Genomic DNA, 18717 nt, shown 5'->3' on the forward strand with positions numbered 1-18717 from the left:
TATATGGAACAACAGACTGTACATACCATGGCGCATCATAAGCGTCCCTGCGCCGCCTACGAGGCGCGCAACTTTCTTTGGGAAACCAGCGAGGACGGCAAGGTGGCCACCATCACGCTGAACCGCCCGGAGCGCAAGAACCCGCTGACTTTTGACTCCTATGCCGAACTGCGCGACCTGTTCCGCTCGCTGGTCTATGCAACGGACATCAAGTGCGTGGTGGTGACGGGCGCGGGCGGAAACTTTTGCTCCGGGGGCGACGTACATGAAATCATCGGTCCCCTGACGCGTATGTCCATGCCCGAACTGCTGGACTTCACGCGCATGACCGGCGATCTGGTCAAAGCCATGCGGGCGTGTCCGCAGCCCATCGTCTCGGCCGTGGACGGCATCTGTGCGGGGGCCGGCGCCATGATTGCGCTTGCCTCCGACATGAGGCTGGGCACCGCACAAGCCAAGACTGCCTTCCTGTTCACGCGGGTGGGCCTGGCGGGCGCGGACATGGGCGCCTGCACCCTGCTGCCACGCATGATCGGGCAGGGCAGGGCTTCCGAACTCCTGTATACCGGGCGCTCCATGAGCGCCGACGAGGGCCTGGCCTGGGGGTTCTTCAACAGCCTGAAAGAACCTGGCGAGGTATTGGCCGAAGCGCACAAGCTGGCGCGCCAGCTCGCCGATGGGCCGACCTTCGCGCATGGCATGACCAAGAAGCTGTTGCATCAGGAATGGAACATGGGCGTCGACGAGGCCATCGAAGCCGAGGCCGAGGCGCAGGCGATCTGCATGCAGACACGTGATTTCGTGCGTGCCTACGATGCTTTCGTCGCCAAGCAGAAACCCGTATTCCAGGGAGACTGAATGAGCGCCGCCGAATGGCTGGAATGGCCGCAGCGACTGTTCGAAGGGCGCGACCTGCCCGGCCGCGCGCGCTGAACGAGACAGGGGAAAGGAATGGAAAGATCAGGGCATGTCGATACCTTTGCACGCGACCATCTGCCGCCGCCTGAAGAGTGGCCGGAATTGCTGCTCGATGGCAATCCCGACGTCGCGTATCCCGCAAGGCTGAATTGCGCGGTTGCGCTCGTGGACGACCACGTGTCGCAGGGGCGCGGCGAGCGGATTGCGTTGCGTTGGCGCGAAGACGGCCGGAAGCGCAGCATGACATATTCCGAACTCATGTCGCTGACCAACCGCATTGCGCAGGTGCTGGTCGAAGACATGGGACTGCAGCCCGGCAACCGGGTTCTTTTGCGTGGCCCCAATAACGTAATGATGGCTGCTTCATGGCTGGCGTCGGTGAAGGCGGGCCTGGTCACCGTGCCCACCATGCCTCTGCTGCGGGCCGGCGAACTCAAAAAGGCCATCGAAAAAGCCCGGATCCACGCTGTACTGTGTGACCGGCGCCTGGCCGACGAGGTCGAGCACTGCTTGAACGACAAGCATCCTTCCTACTGCCATGAGCTTCGTCAGGTCCTTTATTTCCATGACGAAGCGCCCAACAGCCTGGACTCGCTCGCCGCGGCAAAGTCCGGAGCCTTCGACGCTTGCGATACCGCCGTCGATGACGTGTGCCTGATCGCTTTCACGAGCGGCACCACAGGCATGCCCAAGGGCTGCATGCACTTTCACCGCGATGTCCTGGCAATGTGCGACACGTTTTCACGCCACGTCCTGAAAATGGGTGAAGACGAAATCGTGTGCGGGACGCCGCCCCTGGCCTTCACCTTCGGCCTGGGCGGCCTGTTGTGCTTTCCCTTGCGCGTCGGAGCCTCGTCCGTGCTGGTCGAGCGCATGACGCCGGACGAACTGCTGGAAACGGTCCAGGAATTCGGCGTCACCATGACGTTCACGGCGCCCACTTTCTACAGGCAGATGGCGGCCCTGGTCGGTAAATACGACTTGTCGTCCTTGCGCAATACGGTGTCGGCGGGCGAGGCCCTGCCCGATGCGACTCGCCAGCTCTGGAAGCAGGCATCCGGCATCGAGATGATAGATGGAATCGGTGGCACGGAAATGATCCATGTCTATGTGTCCAGCGCAGGTGCCGAAGTGCGCCGCGGGGCGATCGGCAAAGTCGTGCCAGGCTACGTGGCGCAGGTGGTGGACGAGAACTTCCAGCCTGTCGGCCATGGCGTGGTGGGACGTCTTGCGGTAAAGGGGCCGACCGGATGCCGCTATCTCAGCGACGACCGGCAGCGGCGGTTCGTCCAGAACGGCTGGAACCTGCCCGGCGATACCTTTGCAATGGACGAGGACGGCTATCTTTATTACCAGGCGCGCAACGACGACATGATCGTCTCGGCCGGATACAACATCGCCGGCCCTGAGGTGGAAGGCGCTTTGCTGACGCACGAGGCCGTGCAGGAATGCGGAGTAGTGGGCATTCCGGACGAAGAGCGCGGCATGGTCGTCAAGGCTTTCGTGGTGCTAAAGCCGGCCTTTGAACAGGATGCCGCCATGGTCAAGGCCTTGCAGGATCACGTGAAATCCGTGATCGCACCCTACAAGTATCCGCGCGAGGTCGAGTTCGTGGACAGCCTGCCCAGGACGGAAACCGGAAAGTTGCAGCGCTTCGTGCTGCGGGCCAAGAGTGTTTGATTTGTTTGCATGAGGATTTAGGCATGAAGATTTTGCAACCCCCCAGCTGGTTGGAGCCGCGCGGCTATTCGAACGCGATCATGACCGAAATGACCGTCGGCAGCCGTCTGATTTTCGTCGGCGGGCAGGTGGGCTGGAATGCACAGCAGCAATTCGAAACGGACGACTTTGCCGAGCAGGTGGGGCAGACCCTGCGGAACATCGTCGACATCCTGAAAGAGGGCGGCGCGGGCCCCGAGCACATCACGCGCATGACTTGGTATGTCTGCGACAAGAAGGAATATGCGGCTGCATTGCGGGAGATCGGCCGCCATTATCGCGAGATCATCGGCCGGCATTTCCCGGCCATGACCGCGGTCGAAGTCGCGGATCTCATCGAAGACCGCGCCCGTGTCGAAATCGAAGTCACCGCCGTCGTTCCAGGATGACGGGCCGAGATGGCAGGGTCAGACCCCGTACGGGGTCTGACCCTATCAAGCAATAAAGCCGGGGTCAGACCCCGCATGGGGTCTGACCCTATCAAAGCGACAAAGCCGGGGTCAGACCCCGAATGGGGTCTGACCCCTCGGTTTCTCAAAGCTTGGCGAACACTTCCTTGGCGATATCCAGCGTCTCGGCGATCACTGCGTCGTCGTGAGCCGCCGACACGAAGCCGGCCTCGAAAGCCGACGGGGCGAAATAGACGCCACGGATCAGCATGCCGTGGAAGAAGCGTTTGAAGAGTTCGACATTGCACTCCGACATCTGATCGAAGGTGGTCGGGACAGCGTCGCGGAAATACAGGCCGAACATGCCGCCCACGCAATCGCTGCTCATGGCGATGCCCGCGGCCCGTCCGCGTTCCGCCACGCCTTCGGAAAGCTTGCGGGTCTGCTCCGAGAGGCGCTCGTAGAACCCCGGCTCGGACAGCAGCTTCAGCGTGGTCAGGCCCGCGGCCACGGCCACCGGGTTCCCGGACAGCGTGCCCGCCTGATAGACCCCGCCCAGCGGAGCGATATGCTCCATGATGTCGGCCCTTCCGCCAAAGGCGCCTACCGGCATGCCGCCGCCGATCACCTTGGCCAGGGTGGTGAGGTCCGGCGTGATGCCCGTGAGGCCCTGCACGCCTTGCGGACCCGCGCGAAAGCCCGTCATGACTTCATCGAAAATCAGCAGTGCGCCGTATTGCGTGCACAATGCCCGCAAGCCTTCCAGGAAGCCGGGCAGCGGTTTGACCAGGTTCATGTTGCCCGCCACGGGCTCGACGATCACGCAGGCGATTTCGGCGCCGTATTCCTTGAATGCAGCTTCGACGGCTTCCAGCCGGTTGTAGTCCAGCACCAGCGTGTGCTGGATGAATTCGATGGGCACGCCCGAGGATGTCGGATTGCCGAAAGTCAGCATGCCCGAGCCGGCCTTGACCAGCAGGCTGTCGGCATGCCCATGGTAGCAGCCCTCGAACTTGACGATCCGGGACCTTCCCGTGAAGCCGCGGGCCAGACGGATGGCACTCATGGTCGCTTCGGTGCCGGAGCTGACCAGACGCACTTTCTCGATGGAGGGAATGCGTGCCGCGATGGCTTCCGCAATCTCGATCTCGGCTTCGGTGGGGGCGCCGAACGACAAGCCGTCGACCGCCGCTTCCTGAACGGCCCGGATGACGTCCGGATGCGCATGGCCCAGAATGGCGGGGCCCCAGGAGCCGACATAGTCTATATACCGCTGGCCGTCGGCATCCCATACATAGGGGCCTTGAGCCCGTTTGATGAAGCGGGGCGACCCGCCCACGGAGCGGAATGCGCGTACGGGCGAATTGACGCCGCCGGGTATGGTCTGGCAGGCGCGGTCAAAAAGTTCGGTATTACGGGACATGGTTCAGAACACTCGTAGCGGAAAGGCCTATAGGATAACCCAGGGCGTACACCCTTCGGGCTGGTCATCGGAGGGGGGTCAGACCCCGTACGGGGTCTGACCCCGATCGACACTGGAGTCTGACCCGGCCTCCGGCGTTAACAGGCCCTAAGCGAACAGGGCGGCGAAGCGGGACGCTGTCGCTTGGATGTCGGGCGTTTCGAAAAGCCCGCTGATGACCGCGATGCCGTCGGCGCCGGCCTGCACGACGGGCGCCGCATTATCGGCGGTGATCCCGCCGATTGCGACGACGGCGGACCTTGGCTGGATCCGGCTGCTTTCCACGAGACGACGGCCTTGGCGGATGTGTTCCAACGTTGCCCTGACCGCCTGGGGTTTGACCACGGACGGATAGACGGCGCCGAAAGCGATGTAGTCCACATCGGCCTGGAGCACTTTCGCAGCGAGTTCCGGATCGTCATAGCAGGAACAGCCGATGATCTTCTCGGAGCCCAGGGCAAGCCTGGCTTGGGCGATGCTGCCGTCTTCCTTGCCCAGATGGACGCCGTCGGCGTCGATCAGGGCTGCCAGGCGCCAATCGTCGTTGACGATGCACAGCAGGCCCAGTTGGCGGCAAAGTTCCGCAACCCGGCGGGCCTGGGACAGGCGGTCGTTGGGGGCGATGGTCTTGCGGCGCCATTGCACGGCCACCATGCCGCCTCGGGCCGCCGCGCCGATGCCTTCGAGCAGGCGCTCGGTGTCGTCCCATTCGGGCGTGACGCCGTAGAGTCCCCGGGGGAATCGCAGCCCGCTGTTCATGCCACGGACCGGTTGATCAGGCGCTGGCCCATGCCCGGCTGGAAATGGCGCGCGGTGAAAGCGGCGGACGCATTGATGGCGGATTCCACGGCTTGAGACATCGTGCGTCCTTGTGCGAGTTCGGTTGTGATGGCGCAGCATAAGGGGCCGTCGGCGTCGAGCAGGCGGTTTGGCGGGGCCTGCCATGGCCAGGTGGCCGTTTCCCGGTCCGGGCCTTGCAGCAGGTAGCTGTTCTGGCCGGCGCGCAGGGGCGCGCCGGTGCTCAATACCCATTTGGCCCCATACTGCAGCAGCGCGTCGGCCGGCCGGCCGGCGTCGATATCGCTGAATATGCCCATGGCCTGCCAGTGCTCCAGCATGTGATGGTCCGCGACGACGATGTCGGTCTGCGGCAGCAGGAGCTCGAATATCGCCAAGAGCAGGTCTTCTTCGTCGAGCTCGCTGTTCAGTCCGCTGTCGGGCAGTCGCTGCAAGTGGAGCACGAGGGGGACGTGGCTGTAATCCGCGGCGATCTGAGCGAGTACACTTGCCGATTCGGCGGAATAAAGCTGGCCTACCTTGATGGCCTGCACCGTCATGTCTTCGAGCAGGCAGCGGGCCTGGTCGTCGATGAGTTCGGGGGCGACCGGCTGTACTTCTTCGGTCCGGGCGGTATCCTGGACGGTCAGCGCCGTCAGGGTGCTGAGCGCATGGCAACCCAGGGCCGAGCAGGTAACCGCGTCGGCAGGCAGGCTACTGGACCCGCTGGGGTCGAGCGGGCCGAAAATAAGGACTAGAGGCGGGTTTGAAGCGTGCACAGCGGGGCGGGTCGATAAAAGTTTGGCGTAATCTTTGGTTAATATCTTAGACGAAGCCATTGGGTTTAGTAATATTGGCCCCATTCTAATGGAAGCGCTCAGGATCCGCCGGGTTTTGAATTTGTAATTATCAGTGAGTAACAGGACATGCGTACGTGGATGTGTTTGATTTGTGGCTGGATCTATGATGAAGAGGCCGGGCTGCCCGAAGAGGGCATCGCCCCGGGAACGCGCTGGGAAGACGTGCCTCCGAACTGGGTATGCCCGGAATGCGGTGCCCGCAAAGAGGACTTTGAACTGATCGAGGTGTAAGCTGCCGAAGACCGTTTTTTTTGCCCCGGAGGGTGAGTCATGAGCTCTGCTACGAAAGGCCCCGATACGGACAAGGGTATAGATCTGTCGCGCCAATTGCTGCTGGCCATGCCCGGCAAGGTGTCCGGCAACCTGGCCAATACGGTCATCTATGTTTGCGAGCATACCGAGCATGGCGCCCTGGGCCTGGTCATCAATCGTCCCACCGACATCACCGTGGGCGACCTCCTCAAGCGCATCGATCTCGATCCGTCCTCTGAAACAGGGCCCATACAGGATACGCCGGTATTCTTTGGCGGGCCGGTCCAGACGGATCGCGGCTTCGTGCTGCACGAGTCTTCCGGGGGCTACAGCTCCAGCATCAAAATGGGCGACGTCACCCTGACGACCTCGCGCGACATCCTGCAGGACGTCGCGCACGGCAAAGGGCCGGCGCAAATGCTCATCACGCTGGGTTACGCGGGCTGGGGCGCAGGCCAGCTCGAAAGCGAAATGGCGCAGAACGCCTGGCTCAATGTCGCGTCGCGGCGCGACATCCTTTTCACGACGCCCTCGGCTCAGCGCTATGAGGCGGCGCTCGCTCAACTGGGCATCGACTCCATCATGCTGGCGGGCGACGCGGGCCATGCCTGACCAGACGCTGCTGGCTTTCGATTACGGTGTCAAGAAGATCGGGGTGGCCATCGGCAATACGCTGATGCGCCAGGCCCGGCCGTTGCGCATCCTGTTTTCCGCAACACGCGAGCAGCGCTTTGCGGGCATCGAGGAAATCCTGGCGGAGTGGCGGCCCGACAAGATCATCGTCGGCCTGCCCCTGACGCTCGACGGCCAGGAGCAATACCACAGTCTGCGATGCCGCCGTTTCGCCAATCAATTGCGCGGACGCTATGGGCTGGACGTCGAGCTCGTCGATGAGCGTGGATCCAGCATGGAGGCCCAGCAGATGCTGGGCACCAATGCCGATGACGATGCCATGGCCGCCGCGGTGATCCTGCAGCGCTATCTCGACGGGCTCTCCATGCCCCACGAGACATCACAAAGAGAATGATTTGAACGTACTGCGTTTTCTGTTGCGCGCTGTCTTTGTCGCGACATGGATCTTGCTGGGCCTGTTATCCGTCACGCTCATTCTGCCCGTCGCGTCGCTGCGCATACGTTCCTGTATGACCAAGCACTGGTCGCGCGCGCTGATGTTCCTGTGCGGAGTCGGCATCCGGGTGCGCGGGGAAGCGCGCCGGACCGGGCCCGTCATGTGGGTCGCCAATCATGTGTCCTGGATCGACATCTTCGTGCTCAATGCCGTGCGGCCGACCGCTTTCATCGCCAAGAGCGACATCAGGCGCTGGCCCATCATCGGCTGGCTGGTCGCGGGGGCGGGCACCGTGTTCATCGAGCGCGGGCACCGCCATGCCGTCCGGGCGGTGGGACACCAGATGAAGGCGCGCTTCGGGCAAGGCGAAGTCGTGGGCCTGTTTCCCGAAGGCACGACCTCGCCGGGGTACGGGGTTGCATCCTTTCATTCCAGCCTGTTCGATGCGGCGATCCGGGCCGGTGTCGACATCCAGCCCGTCGCCCTGAGGTTCTTCCACCGTGGGCGGCGCAGCGACTACGTCGCCTTCGTCGGCGAACAGAACCTGATCCAGAACTTATGGTATTTGCTTGGCACGACGGGCGTCGTGGTGGAAGCCGTGTTTCTGCCGGAGATGCTGAACAGCTACTGCCAGGAGCAGGGGCGCGCCCGGGTGGCCGAGCAGGCCAGGACGGCCATCGGCGAGGAGGTGTCCGGCGACGGCGTCGGGGTCGGACCCCATGCGGGGTCCGACCCCTCGGCTTTTGGTCATGATGTTGGGGTCGGACCCCGTACGGGGTCGGACCCCAAGACCTGAGACGGCGCTGGGGTCAGACCCCATACGGGGTCTGACCCCTCACCAAGGAGCGGGATAGTCGGGGTCGGACCCCGCATGGGGTCCGACCCCTTGAAGCCTCAACAATCCGAGCACTGGATCTGGACCAGCTTCCTGTCATGCAGTCGCATGGCGGTCAACTGGCGTCCCCAGACGCAGCCGGTATCCAGGCACACCACGTCGGGCCGCATCATGAGGCCCAGTGTGGACCAGTGCCCGAATACGATGGTGTCGCCGCTGGTCATGCGGTTCGGGATGTCGAACCAGGGCATGAGCTCGCCATTATTGATGGGTGCTCCTTTGTGCGAGAACTCCATGTGGCCGCGGGCATTGCACATCCGCATGCGGGTCAGGGCGTTGATGATGACGCGCATGCGCTTGGCGCCATGAAGCTCGTCCTTCCAATGGGACGGCTCATTGCCGTACATGTCGCGCAGGTTTTCTTTCCAGTCGAGCCCGCGCAGCGTGGACTCGACCTCGGCGGCGAGGGACAGCGTCTTGGCCACATCCCATTTGGGCAGCACGCCGGCGTGGACCATCAGATGCCCATGCTCGTAGTGCGCAAGCGGACAATGCCGGATCCAGTCGATGAGTTCTTGCGCATCGGGCGCGTCCAGAATGGCCTGCAGGGTATCGGACTTGCCGGGCTTGCGGGCGCCCGCCGCCACGCCGAGCAGGTGCAGATCGTGGTTGCCCAGCACCGAGACCGCCTTGTCGCCCAGCTCGATGACGGTCCTGAGCGCGCCGAGGGAGTCCGGCCCGCGATTGATCAGATCACCTGCAAACCAGAAAGTCGGGTCCGTGTCATTCGCGATATCGGGATGATCGAGCAGCGCGTGGAGCGGCTTGCTGCACCCTTGCAGGTCGCCGATGATCCAGATGCTGGGTGTCGATGTCATGCTGCGGACTTGCTCCATGGCCAGTGCGCCCGGTTGAAGCGCCGTACATTATGTTGGTTTTCCATGAGTATCAGGGCGGCCAGCGCTATTCCCAGCGCCCCGAGATTGGGCACCAGGGCCGTCACCCAGGGCGGCCACTTGCTCAGCATGCCGAGATTGAGCGCCAACTGATTCAGCATGAAGAAGCCCACGCCCAGCAGGATGCCGATGAACACCTTGCTGCCGACCCCGCCACGGCGCGTCTGCATGAAGCCGATGGGTGCCGCGATGGTGATCATGACCAGCAGCGTGAACGGGTAGGCCATCTTGCGCCACAGCGCCACCACCTGACGATCGGTCTGCAACTGATTGTCGCGCAGGTAATCGATGTAGTCGGCAAGATCGAGTATGGCCATGCGTTCCGGCGTCAGGATGCGGGCGATGAGACGTTCCGGCGTCAGGCTGGTGCGCAGCGTGCGCGACGCGTGCGTCTCCAGCCGCGTGACCGGCGCCGTCGGCGTCTGGGCGTCGGCCAGCGCGGAAACTGCATTGGCGTCGATGACGGTTTCCGTCAGTTCGCTCAGTACAAGCGAGCCGGCCGTGAAACGGCCGCTTTTGGCCTGGGACATGGATTGCAGTTCCTGCCCTTCATTGAACTCGTACAGGGTCACGTCCGCGACTTCGCCGCTGCTACGCAGCTGCAAAATATTGATGACGCGCGTGCCGCCCTGGCCATCGGCTTCCTTGAACCAGTAGCCGCTGCTCAGCCGGCTGCCGTCGGATCGGCCCAGCAGCGTCATATTGGCCTCGCTGGTCTTCATTTCCGCGGCCGGCGTGATCACTTCCGACAGCAGGAAGGCGCCCGCCACCAAGGGAATGGTCACCAGCCAGAGCATGGTCAACAGCTTGATGCCGCTGACGCCCGACACACGCAGGATGACGAGCTCGTTGCGCTGGGCCAGCCCGGCCAGCGCCAGGATGGCCCCGATCAGAAGGCCGATGGGCAGGAGGTCATACAGCCTGGTCGGAAGGGCCAGCGCCTGTATATAGAAGAGATTGAGCAGGGTGAACTTCGTACCCACGCTGTCCAATTCTTCGATCAGGGCGAAAAACGTGAACAGTCCCAGCAGGGCCACGAGGACGACGGTGCTCGATCGGTAGATTTCGCGGGCGAGATAACGGCGTGCAGTGCGCATCGGAAAAAGCTGCGTGCTTTCTGTGATCAAAGACAAAAGATTAACATTATGCGCCGCAGGGGTATGGACTCACTCGGGAATTTCCACCATATGCATACGCTTGCGAATGGTGCCGGTGCGTGAATTCAAATACGCGGTGCTGCCATGCTCGTCGTAAAAGGCGGGCCTGGGCAGCATGGAAGCCAGCCTGGCGGCCTGTTGGGCGCCCAGCCGGCCGGCGCTGGTTTTATAGTAATGGCGAGCGGCCGCCTCCGCGCCGAACACGTTGGTTCCCCATTGCGCGACGTTCAGGTAAAGCTCCAGAATGCGGCGCTTGCTCATGACGGATTCGATCATATAGGTGAGCACGAGTTCCTGCGCTTTGCGCACATAGGACCTCGAACCGGACAGGAAAAGATTCTTGGCCAGCTGCTGGGTGATGGTCGAGCCCCCGCGCATGCGGTTGGCGCCGCGCTCCGCTTGCCTGCGGTTGTATTCCCAGGCTTTGCGTATGGCTTCCCATTCGACACCGTCATGGTCGATGAAGTTCGCGTCTTCCGATGCCACCACGGCGCGCTTCAGGTGGGGGCTGATGTCGTCGTAGGGGACCCACTGATATTTCAGTTGCGCATCCGGATCGTTGGCGCGCAGCTCCGCCAGCGTGGCTTTCATGAAGGCGCTGCTGCCGGGGTCGCGCACGCTCAGCCACAGCACCATGACGAACAGGCCGAAAAAATACAGGAGCAGGGCGGCGAAGGCGAACAGCAGCGTCGCCCCCGCCATCTTGCCCATGCTCATGCTTTTTCTGGCCATTCCGTCTTCTCGTCCACGCGCGCTATGCTGCTTGCAGGAGGCGTCGCAGGTCATCCAGGACCGGACCAAGCTGCGGTGTCACGCCATTCCAGATGGCGAAGCTTGCGGCGGCTTGACCGACCAGCATGCCGAGGCCGTCGGCACGGTTGCGGACGCCTTGCGCCTGCGCCTGCCGCATGAAGGGTGTTTCACCGGGGGCGTAGACCATGTCGTAGGCCAGCGCGTCGCTGGCGTAGATGCCGGAAGGCAGCGCGGGCGGCTCATCGCCCAGGCTGCTTGAGCTTGCGTTGATGACGATGTCCCATTCTCCCGCTGCGTCGTCCAGTCCACCCGCCGTCACCCGAGGGGCGGCTTCGGGCAGGTGGGAAATCAGCCGCGCACTGAGGTCCATGGCGCGGGACGGGGTCCGGTTGACGATGCGCAGCGCCGCGCAGCCCGCTTCGAGCAAGGGCAGCACGGCGCCCTTGGCGGCGCCGCCCGCGCCGATCAGCAACACCCTGCGGCCGGCGGGCGCATGGCCCAAGCGGATCAGGTCGTTCATCAGGCCGACGCCGTCCGTATTGCAGCCATGCAGCACGCCGTCGCGCATCCACAAGGTGTTGACGGCGCCCGCCAGGCGGGCCCTGGCGCTCAAGTGGTCCTCGGCGAGCAGATAGGCCTGCTCTTTGAACGGTACGGTGATGTTCAGGCCGGCGCCGCCCAGATCGAAGAACTCGCGCACCGTGGCGGCAAAGCCGTCCAGCGGCGCCAGGATGCGATCGTAGCTGAGGGATACGCCGGTCTGGCGGGCGAAGGCTTCATGTATGAAGGGCGACCGGCTGTGCGCGATGGGGTTGCCGACGACGGCGTAGCGTTTGCGGGAATCGGAATGCATTACGGGATATCGGTTTCAAGAGTCTGGTTGATGAAGTTCCATGTCCTGGTAATGGCAAGGATATCGGTTTCTTCGGCGATGGCCGGCGGCAGCGGGGGAAAGGGCGCCGCCAGTTGCACGATGCGCGAGGCGGCAAGGTTCAGGATCGCATGATTGGAAGGCCGGTCGATCTCGATGCGGTCCAGGGAGCCGTCCTTGCGTATGTATACCGTCAGTTGCAAGCTGCCGTACACCTTGCCTCGCGCTTCTTCCGGGTAGTGCTCCGTGCCCAGGAGCTCGATTTTCTTGCGCCAGGCTTCAACGTACTCGGCGTGGTCGACCGAGCGCGTGGTCGGGCCGGTGAACTGCAGGCGGGGCTGCGAGTTGTATCGTTCTATGCGTTCTTTCAGCGCGCTGATCTGTGCATTCAGTATCAGGCTTTCCTGTTCGTGCTCGTCTACGCCCTCGTTGCCCGCGGTGTCGGAGGATATGGCGGCATCGTGCAGCGAACGCATGTGTTCGGACGATGACAGGGCGGTATAGAGCCGCAGCTGCTCTGCTTCGAGTTCCATCTGGCGCTTGCGCAGCGCGGCCAGCACGATCTCGTCGGCCGACTCGACGCTGGTGCGCGGCAAAGGCGAGGAGGCGAGTTTTTCCTGAGCGTACCCCCCGCCCATGAGGTCGTCCTGAGCCAGGGCTTGGGCTTGCAAAGGCGCGACTTCGCTGCGGGCATTGACCAGCGTCACTTCCAGTGGACGCTCCGTCGGGGCCGGCGGTGCCGGCTGCCGGGCGAAATGTAGGCTCAGGACCGCGGCATGTATGGCCAGCGAAAGCACGAGCGCGATGCGCAGATAGTCGTTGCGCGGCGCGCGGAGTTCGGGCAGGGCAAAAAGCGTGGTCATGTACGGGCCTGTGGGGTTGGCCGGCGTCAGGCCGCTATCACTTCCCGAAGCCGGCAGTCCAGTTCAAGCGCAAGCTCATCATAGCCCAGGATGTCCAGCAGCACGGCCTGCCCGCGTTCCAGCTCCGGCATGGATGCGACGCGCGTCACGAGCGGCGCGCAATCGAGCCGGACCAGGTCGTCGCGGATGACGGTGCCCCGCACCGTGGTCAGGCCTTGCTGCTGCAGCCAGCGCATGCACCAGTACCGCTCCATGGACGACTGGTAATCGCCCCAGGCGGAGTATTGCGAGTCGAAGGCGCCGATGATGGCGAAGAGGTCCGCGTCCTTCGGCTTGAAAGGGGCGACCAGCCGGGCGGATACGCCATGCTCCGTGGCGGCGAGAATCTGCCACTGATTGACCAGGTCCACATAGCGCCGCAACGGCGAGGTCGACCATGCATATTGCGGCACGCCGATCGCCTCATGCGGCAACGCATGGGTCGACATGCGCACACGTCCGGCCTGCTGCGAACGGTAGATGCCGGGTACGCCGTACTGGGCCAGCACGCCGCCCCACAGATTGTTCGTCAGAATCATGTATTCCGCGATCATGCGGTCCAGAGGCGCATTGCGATGGCGCGGAATCAATTGCACCGGCGTGTCGGGATCGTCGTGGGGACCGAGCAGTGCAAAGGAATATTCCACGCGGCTGTTGTTCTCGGGCTTGCCCCGCAGCAATTCGCGTTGCTTGGACAGATGTTGCGCCATGCGCCACAGCGGCCGCAGCCAATGTCCATACGGGAGCTCGGCGTCCGGATCGCTCAATGCCTCTTCGGTCACCAGCGCATCCAGCGTATTGTGGCGGAGGTTCTCGCGCACCTGTATGCGCTCAATGCGGGTTTCATGCGAGATCAGCTCGCCCGTTGCCAGATTGGCGGTCACATACAGCGACAGGGCCGGGCGCGGCTGCCCCGCGTCCAGCGAAAACGCGCTGATCAGTTCAGCGGGCAGCATGGGGATCTTCAGGCCGGGTATGTAGACGGTGGACATTCGGCTGCGGGCGAGCTTGTCCAGTTCATTGTCGCGCGTAACGGCCAGACCGGGGGCGGCGATATGCACGCCTATCGTGGCAATATCAGGCCCCTGCATCGTCACCGACAGTGCATCGTCGACTTCGATGGTGCTGTCGTCGTCGACGGAATAGGCCTCCACGTCCGCAAGAGGAAGGTCGGGGCCGATGCCCGCCAGCTGTACCGGCTCGAACTGATGGCCTTTGGGGAAGTGCGTGGAGAGAAAGCGGTGCTGGTGCAAGGCAAGCGGATGCGGCCAGGCTTTCAACGTCAGCAGCAATCTTTCGGGGGTGGTGCCCAGGTGCTGGACGGCGGCATCGAAAGCCTTCCACTCCAGGCTGTTCTTGTCGGGGCGCGTCAGGAAGGACGTCGCGGCGCGGGCGACGGCCTCGGGCAGGCGGCCGGCGATCATCTCGTCCGTCCATTCCTGCTGCTGGGCCGCCTGCTTCTGCTTCTTTTCTATGGCGGCGAGGGCGGCCGCGAGAATATCGGGCGGTGCCGGCCGGTAGCGGCCTTTGCCGCGGCGATGAAAATAAGCCGGGGCGTTGTTCAGCGCGAAGATCAGCGCGGCCTTTTCGACGGCGCTGGGCGGATGTCCGAAATAGTCTTCCGCGAAGCTGGATGCCTCGAACTCTTCTTGAGGCGCGCATTCCCACAGAAACCCGATGTCCAGGGTCGCGGCCAGCGTCGTAGCCTCTTCCAGCAGCACAGAGGGGGAGGGCTGCTCGAAACTGAACAAAACGCTCGCGTTCTTTATCTTGCTGCGCTTGCCTGACTCGGATTCCACCTGCATGGTCGAGTCGCTTTGCGAAAATATCTTTTCCGCTTTGAAATTTCCGCTGTCTTCGTAAAGAACGTACATAATTTTCCATCTTGATACGCACGAGCGCGTATCGCTGTCTATAAAAAGCGGACCCTAGCCGGGGGCCAGCGCAAACTCCATGACTTCGGGCAGCCATCGATCGAAGTCGGAAATCCCGTGGTCGCCGCCGTCGAGAATGCGCCCGTTGCTGCCGGCAAACCAGTCCGCCATTTCGCGCCAATCGAGCACTTCGTCTCCTTTTGCCGCAAGAAGATAATATCTTTCGGGATGTGCCGGACGGCCGACCGCCATCTCGGCAAGCTCGTCGACATACTCGGGCAGGAAGTGGAAGGGCGAATCGGAATGGAACTGAGTATGTTCGCCCACCTGCGTGGCCAGGTCGCGGGCGGCATGGACGACGGGGTTGAGCAGCACCGCGCGGCACTTCCAGTGCTCTGCGAGGCAACTGGCGTAATAGCCCCCCAGCGATGAGCCCACGACGACCAGTTCGCGCTGCGGGTCCAGGCTGCGCTGGTCGATTGCACGTTCTATCAGGTAATGGCCGAGTTCCAGCGCCCGGCGCGGACTGGCGGGAAGCTGAGGGCATGACCAGTCTTGTTCAAGGCCGCGCTCGTGCATGGCGCGCGCCATCAGGGTCGCCTTCTGCGATTGCGGAGAGGAACGGAAACCGTGCAGATAGAGCAGCATGGGCGGGCCTGTTTATATAAGTGACGGTATGTGCGCGGACGCTTATTGCAGCCGATCCAGAAGCTTCTGGTGAATTCCGCCGAAGCCCCCATTGCTCATCACCAGGATGTGGTCTCCCGGGCGGGCGGCATCGCGGATGGCGTCTATCATTTTATCCATATTGGAATACGACGTGGCCCGGGACCCCAGCGGCGCCAGCACCTGGCCGGGATCCCAGCCCAGGGCATGCTTGCCCTCGTTCGCGCCGAAGCAGAAAACGAGGTCGGCCTGCCGCAACGCTTCAGGCAGCCTGGCGGCCATTGCGCCCAGTTTCATGGTGTTGGACCTGGGCTCCAGCACCGCCAGGATGCGCTGCGCGCCGACCTGCGCCCGCAGACCCGACAAGGTGGTGTCGATGGCGGTCGGATGATGCGCGAAGTCGTCATAGACCTGGACGCCGCGTGCGCTGCCGCGTAGCTCCATGCGGCGCTTCACGCCCTGGAAAGCCGACAAGGCCCCGATGCCCGTACTCACGTCGACGCCCACCTGGCCGGCGGCGGCCAGCGCCGCGAGCGCATTCAGCCGGTTGTGTTCGCCGGTTAGCCCCCATTGCACCGTGCCCACCGGCTGGCCGGCGCGCAGGACTTCGAATGCGGCCGTCCGGCTGCCCGCACGAGCTTGCCATTCGCCACCCTCGCCGAATGTCATGACCGGCGTCCAGACGCCACGTGCGATGACGCGGTCCAGGGCCTCCGAGACGGAAGGACGAATGATGCCGCCCTGCGAGGGGATGGTGCGCACGAGATGGTGGAACTGCGTCTCGATGGCGGCCAGATCCGGAAAGATATCGGCATGGTCGTATTCCAGATTGTTCAGCACGGCGGTGCGTGGACGGTAGTGCACGAACTTGGAGCGCTTGTCGAAGAAGGCGGTGTCGTATTCATCGGCCTCGATGACGAAGAATCCGCTGTCCCGGCGATATCGCGCCGACACCTTCAGGTCCGGGGCGATGCCGCCGATCAGGAAGTTGGGCGCCAGCCCGGCAAACTCGAGTATCCACGCCAGCATGGAGCTTGTGGTGGTCTTGCCATGGGTGCCCGCGACGGCCAGCACATGCTGGCCCGCCAGGATGTGGTCGCCCAGCCACTGGGGGCCCGAAACATAAGGCAGGCCCCGGTCCAGTATGGCTTCCATCAGCGGATTGCCACGCGTGACCACATTGCCGATCACGTACAGGTCGGGGTTCAGCGCGGTCTGGCCGGCGTCGAAACCTTCGATCAGCTCGATGCCTTGTTCTTGCAGCTGCGTGCTCATCGGGGGATAGACACCCGCATCGCAGCCCGTCACCGTATGCCCGGCCGAGCGCGCGATCAATGCGAGCCCGCCCATGAACGTGCCGCAGATGCCAAGTATGTGTAGGTGCATTTTTTTCCTCCGGCGCATATTGTAGTCACAAGGGAAGGCGTTCTGGGGTCGGACCCCATGCGGGGTCCAACCCCTTCGGCCTATGAAGCGCTGGGGTCAGACCCCGTACGGGGTCTGACCCCCCATCACCACAGCATCGGGGTCAGACCCCGCATGGGGTCCGCCCCCCCCGGCATCCAAACGGACGGGTGCTATGATTAACAGGATATGGTCATTTATTACAGGTCCATCATGAAACGGCGAGAATTTCTGCGCCGGGCCTCGCTGGCCCCTATTATTGCGGCGGGACTTTCCGGCATTGCGCCGGCGGCGCGCGCCGCCGCGCTGCCTCCCCATGCTTTTTACGCCAACGCGTTCCCCACACCCGCTGGAGCCGACACACCGTTCCGCAGTTATCTGGGCAAGCCCGTGGTGCTCAATTTCTGGGCCACCTGGTGTCCGCCCTGCGTGAAGGAAATGCCGGATCTCGATGCACTGCATAAAAAGCATGCAGGGGTCCATTTCGTGGGCCTTGCCGTCGATACCGCCGCCAATGTCGAAAAGTTCGGGCAGAAGGTCCAGGTGTCCTATCCGCTGCTTGTCGCCGGTCATGGCGGCATCAAGCTGATGCGCGATCTGGGCAACAAGAATGGCGGCTTGCCGTTTACCGTGGTTTTCGACAAGGACGGGCGGGAACTCCGGCATTTTCTCGGGCAGATCAAGCCTGAAGAGCTCGACGCCTACATCGCCGATATCAGCTGAGAACCGCCAGGGCATTGGCCGGCCTGGAAACTCGTGATCTGGGGTCAGACCCCGCATGGGGTCTGACCCCATCGCATGGCAGGCTCCGTACTGGGTCAGACCCCTGTTTAATGGACAAATGCCGCTTTTTAGCGTAAAAAGACGATCTGTCTTTACCAAATATTCGCAATGGCGCAGCACATTCTCGTTTTGCATGGCCCTAATCTGAACCTGCTCGGCACGCGCGAGCCAGAAATCTATGGCCGGCAAACCCTGGATGACATCAATCAGCGCCTGCAGCAACTGGCGGCTGGCAGCGGCGCCGCATGCAGCGTGTTTCAAAGCAATCACGAAGGCGAGCTGGTCGATCGCATCCAGGCGGCGCGCCAGGAGTCGGTCGATTTCATTATCGTCAATGCCGCAGCGTACACGCATACCAGTGTTGCGCTGCGCGACGCATTGAGCGCGGTCCACATACCTTTTGTCGAAGTGCATTTATCCAACGTATATAAGCGGGAGCCCTTCCGTCACGCATCCTATCTGTCGGATGTTGCGCAAGGCGTCGTGGCCGGGCTGGGCGCTTTCGGATACGAAGCCGCCTTGCAGTATGCCTTGGCCCACTGAGGCGGGGTTCCTCCTTACTTATTAATCATCATCAACGTTCACTCTGTGCGATGTCCACGGAGGAACGCCATGGGAAGTTTTATGGACTTAAGAAAACTCAAAACCTTGATCGATCTCGTCGCCGAGTCGGGTATTGCCGAACTCGAAATCACCGAGGGCGAAGGCAAGGTCCGGATCGTCAAGTTCTCGCAGGCGGTACAGCCCATCGCCTATGTGCCCGAAGCGGCCGCCGCGGCTCCCGCGCCGGCACCCGCGGCAGCTCCGGCGCCGGCCGCCGCAGCGGCGCCTGCCGGCCATGTCATCAAGGCACCCATGGTGGGCACGTTCTACCGCGCGCCGAATCCCGGCGCGTCGCCATTCGTCGAAGTCGGCCAGGCCGTCAAGGAAGGCGAGCCCCTCTGCATTATTGAAGCCATGAAACTGCTGAACGAAATCGAGGCCGACAAGGCGGGCGTCATCAAGGAAATCCTGGTCGAGAACGGCGAGCCTGTCGAATACGGTCAACCCTTGTTTGTTATTGGCTAATT

General features: G+C 62.9%; 21 protein-coding genes. 10 read left to right on the forward strand and 11 right to left on the reverse strand.

Translation table 11 applies throughout. The annotated features are described in order from the left end of the window. The first annotated feature begins 3 nt into the window (after window positions 1-3). The 3 genes from ACSBPU_RS03765 to ACSBPU_RS03775 all read left to right on the forward strand — a co-directional run bounded on the left by ACSBPU_RS03765 (window position 4) and on the right by ACSBPU_RS03775 (window position 3026). Complete coding sequence (locus ACSBPU_RS03765; protein WP_442595723.1) at window positions 4-858, forward strand: enoyl-CoA hydratase family protein; 855 nt, start codon at window positions 4-6, stop codon at window positions 856-858. Between the two features lie 93 nt (window positions 859-951). Then, the gene (locus tag ACSBPU_RS03770; protein WP_442595725.1) at window positions 952-2598 is read left to right on the forward strand and encodes an AMP-binding protein; all 1647 of its coding nucleotides are present in this window, start codon (window positions 952-954) and stop codon (window positions 2596-2598) included. Between the two features lie 23 nt (window positions 2599-2621). Beyond that, window positions 2622-3026 carry a RidA family protein gene (locus tag ACSBPU_RS03775; protein WP_442595728.1) on the forward strand — a complete coding sequence of 135 codons (405 nt, stop codon included), beginning with the start codon at window positions 2622-2624 and terminating at the stop codon, window positions 3024-3026. A 145-nt stretch (window positions 3027-3171) separates the two neighbouring features. Here ACSBPU_RS03775 and hemL read toward each other — a convergent pair whose 3' ends face one another. The 3 genes from hemL to thiD form a co-directional block, all read right to left on the reverse strand. Then, window positions 3172-4449, reverse strand: coding sequence for a glutamate-1-semialdehyde 2,1-aminomutase (gene hemL, locus ACSBPU_RS03780; protein WP_442595730.1), 1278 nt, complete (start codon window positions 4447-4449; stop codon window positions 3172-3174). A 147-nt stretch (window positions 4450-4596) separates the two neighbouring features. Next, entirely contained in the window at window positions 4597-5247 is a 651-nt protein-coding gene (gene thiE, locus ACSBPU_RS03785; protein WP_442595732.1) for a thiamine phosphate synthase, read from the reverse strand. Continuing rightward, window positions 5244-6104, reverse strand: coding sequence for a bifunctional hydroxymethylpyrimidine kinase/phosphomethylpyrimidine kinase (gene thiD / locus ACSBPU_RS03790; RefSeq protein WP_442595734.1), 861 nt, complete (start codon window positions 6102-6104; stop codon window positions 5244-5246). The genes thiE and thiD overlap by 4 nt, the downstream gene beginning before the upstream one ends. Before the next feature lie 87 nt (window positions 6105-6191). Here thiD and ACSBPU_RS03795 point away from each other — a divergent pair, with 87 nt between their 5' ends. Genes ACSBPU_RS03795 through ACSBPU_RS03810 form a run of 4 tightly spaced genes read left to right on the forward strand, consistent with a single transcriptional unit; the run spans window position 6192 to window position 8242 of the window. Beyond that, entirely contained in the window at window positions 6192-6356 is a 165-nt protein-coding gene (locus tag ACSBPU_RS03795; protein WP_102068856.1) for a rubredoxin, read from the forward strand. Between the two features lie 39 nt (window positions 6357-6395). Continuing rightward, a complete protein-coding gene (locus ACSBPU_RS03800) occupies window positions 6396-6989 on the forward strand; it encodes a YqgE/AlgH family protein (protein ID WP_442595736.1) in 594 nt (197 codons plus the stop codon). After that, window positions 6982-7404: a Holliday junction resolvase RuvX gene (gene ruvX, locus ACSBPU_RS03805; RefSeq protein ID WP_442595738.1), complete on the forward strand. Its 423-nt coding sequence runs from the start codon at window positions 6982-6984 to the stop codon at window positions 7402-7404. Before ACSBPU_RS03800 ends, ruvX begins: the two co-directional genes overlap by 8 nt. A gap of 1 nt (window position 7405) precedes the next feature. Further along, on the forward strand, window positions 7406-8242 hold the full coding sequence (locus ACSBPU_RS03810; RefSeq protein WP_442595740.1) for a lysophospholipid acyltransferase family protein: 837 nt from the start codon (window positions 7406-7408) through the stop codon (window positions 8240-8242). A gap of 98 nt (window positions 8243-8340) precedes the next feature. On the opposite strand, the gene ACSBPU_RS03815 is transcribed toward ACSBPU_RS03810, so the two are convergent. The 8 genes from ACSBPU_RS03815 to mpl form a co-directional block, all read right to left on the reverse strand. Beyond that, on the reverse strand, window positions 8341-9159 hold the full coding sequence (locus ACSBPU_RS03815) for a symmetrical bis(5'-nucleosyl)-tetraphosphatase (protein ID WP_442595742.1): 819 nt from the start codon (window positions 9157-9159) through the stop codon (window positions 8341-8343). Beyond that, a complete protein-coding gene (gene lptG / locus ACSBPU_RS03820) occupies window positions 9156-10334 on the reverse strand; it encodes an LPS export ABC transporter permease LptG (protein WP_442595744.1) in 1179 nt (392 codons plus the stop codon). Before lptG ends, ACSBPU_RS03815 begins: the two co-directional genes overlap by 4 nt. A 69-nt stretch (window positions 10335-10403) precedes the next feature. Beyond that, window positions 10404-11126: a monofunctional biosynthetic peptidoglycan transglycosylase gene (mtgA, locus tag ACSBPU_RS03825; RefSeq protein WP_442595746.1), complete on the reverse strand. Its 723-nt coding sequence runs from the start codon at window positions 11124-11126 to the stop codon at window positions 10404-10406. A gap of 22 nt (window positions 11127-11148) precedes the next feature. Continuing rightward, the gene (aroE, locus tag ACSBPU_RS03830) at window positions 11149-12000 is read right to left on the reverse strand and encodes a shikimate dehydrogenase (protein WP_442595748.1); all 852 of its coding nucleotides are present in this window, start codon (window positions 11998-12000) and stop codon (window positions 11149-11151) included. Next, window positions 12000-12881 (reverse strand): TonB family protein, encoded by an 882-nt coding sequence (locus tag ACSBPU_RS03835; RefSeq protein ID WP_442595750.1) that lies wholly within the window; start codon window positions 12879-12881, stop codon window positions 12000-12002. The genes aroE and ACSBPU_RS03835 overlap by 1 nt, the downstream gene beginning before the upstream one ends. 26 nt (window positions 12882-12907) lie before the next feature. Further along, the gene (locus tag ACSBPU_RS03840) at window positions 12908-14794 is read right to left on the reverse strand and encodes a ribonuclease catalytic domain-containing protein (protein ID WP_442595752.1); all 1887 of its coding nucleotides are present in this window, start codon (window positions 14792-14794) and stop codon (window positions 12908-12910) included. 54 nt (window positions 14795-14848) lie between these two features. After that, the gene (locus ACSBPU_RS03845; RefSeq protein WP_442595754.1) at window positions 14849-15442 is read right to left on the reverse strand and encodes a YqiA/YcfP family alpha/beta fold hydrolase; all 594 of its coding nucleotides are present in this window, start codon (window positions 15440-15442) and stop codon (window positions 14849-14851) included. Between the two features lie 42 nt (window positions 15443-15484). Beyond that, complete coding sequence (gene mpl / locus ACSBPU_RS03850; RefSeq protein WP_442595756.1) at window positions 15485-16846, reverse strand: UDP-N-acetylmuramate:L-alanyl-gamma-D-glutamyl-meso-diaminopimelate ligase; 1362 nt, start codon at window positions 16844-16846, stop codon at window positions 15485-15487. 231 nt (window positions 16847-17077) lie between these two features. Between mpl and ACSBPU_RS03855 the strand changes: the two genes are divergently transcribed. The 3 genes from ACSBPU_RS03855 to accB all read left to right on the forward strand — a co-directional run bounded on the left by ACSBPU_RS03855 (window position 17078) and on the right by accB (window position 18715). Next, on the forward strand, window positions 17078-17587 hold the full coding sequence (locus tag ACSBPU_RS03855; RefSeq protein ID WP_442595758.1) for a TlpA family protein disulfide reductase: 510 nt from the start codon (window positions 17078-17080) through the stop codon (window positions 17585-17587). 168 nt (window positions 17588-17755) lie between these two features. Next, window positions 17756-18190: a type II 3-dehydroquinate dehydratase gene (gene aroQ / locus ACSBPU_RS03860; RefSeq protein ID WP_180065800.1), complete on the forward strand. Its 435-nt coding sequence runs from the start codon at window positions 17756-17758 to the stop codon at window positions 18188-18190. 81 nt (window positions 18191-18271) lie between these two features. Next, complete coding sequence (gene accB, locus ACSBPU_RS03865) at window positions 18272-18715, forward strand: acetyl-CoA carboxylase biotin carboxyl carrier protein (RefSeq protein WP_442595760.1); 444 nt, start codon at window positions 18272-18274, stop codon at window positions 18713-18715. The last annotated feature ends 2 nt before the right edge of the window (window positions 18716-18717 follow it).

It is taken from the genome of Parapusillimonas sp. JC17 (assembly GCF_052180245.1).
In the GTDB taxonomy this organism is placed as follows: Bacteria; Pseudomonadota; Gammaproteobacteria; order Burkholderiales; family Burkholderiaceae_B; genus Parapusillimonas.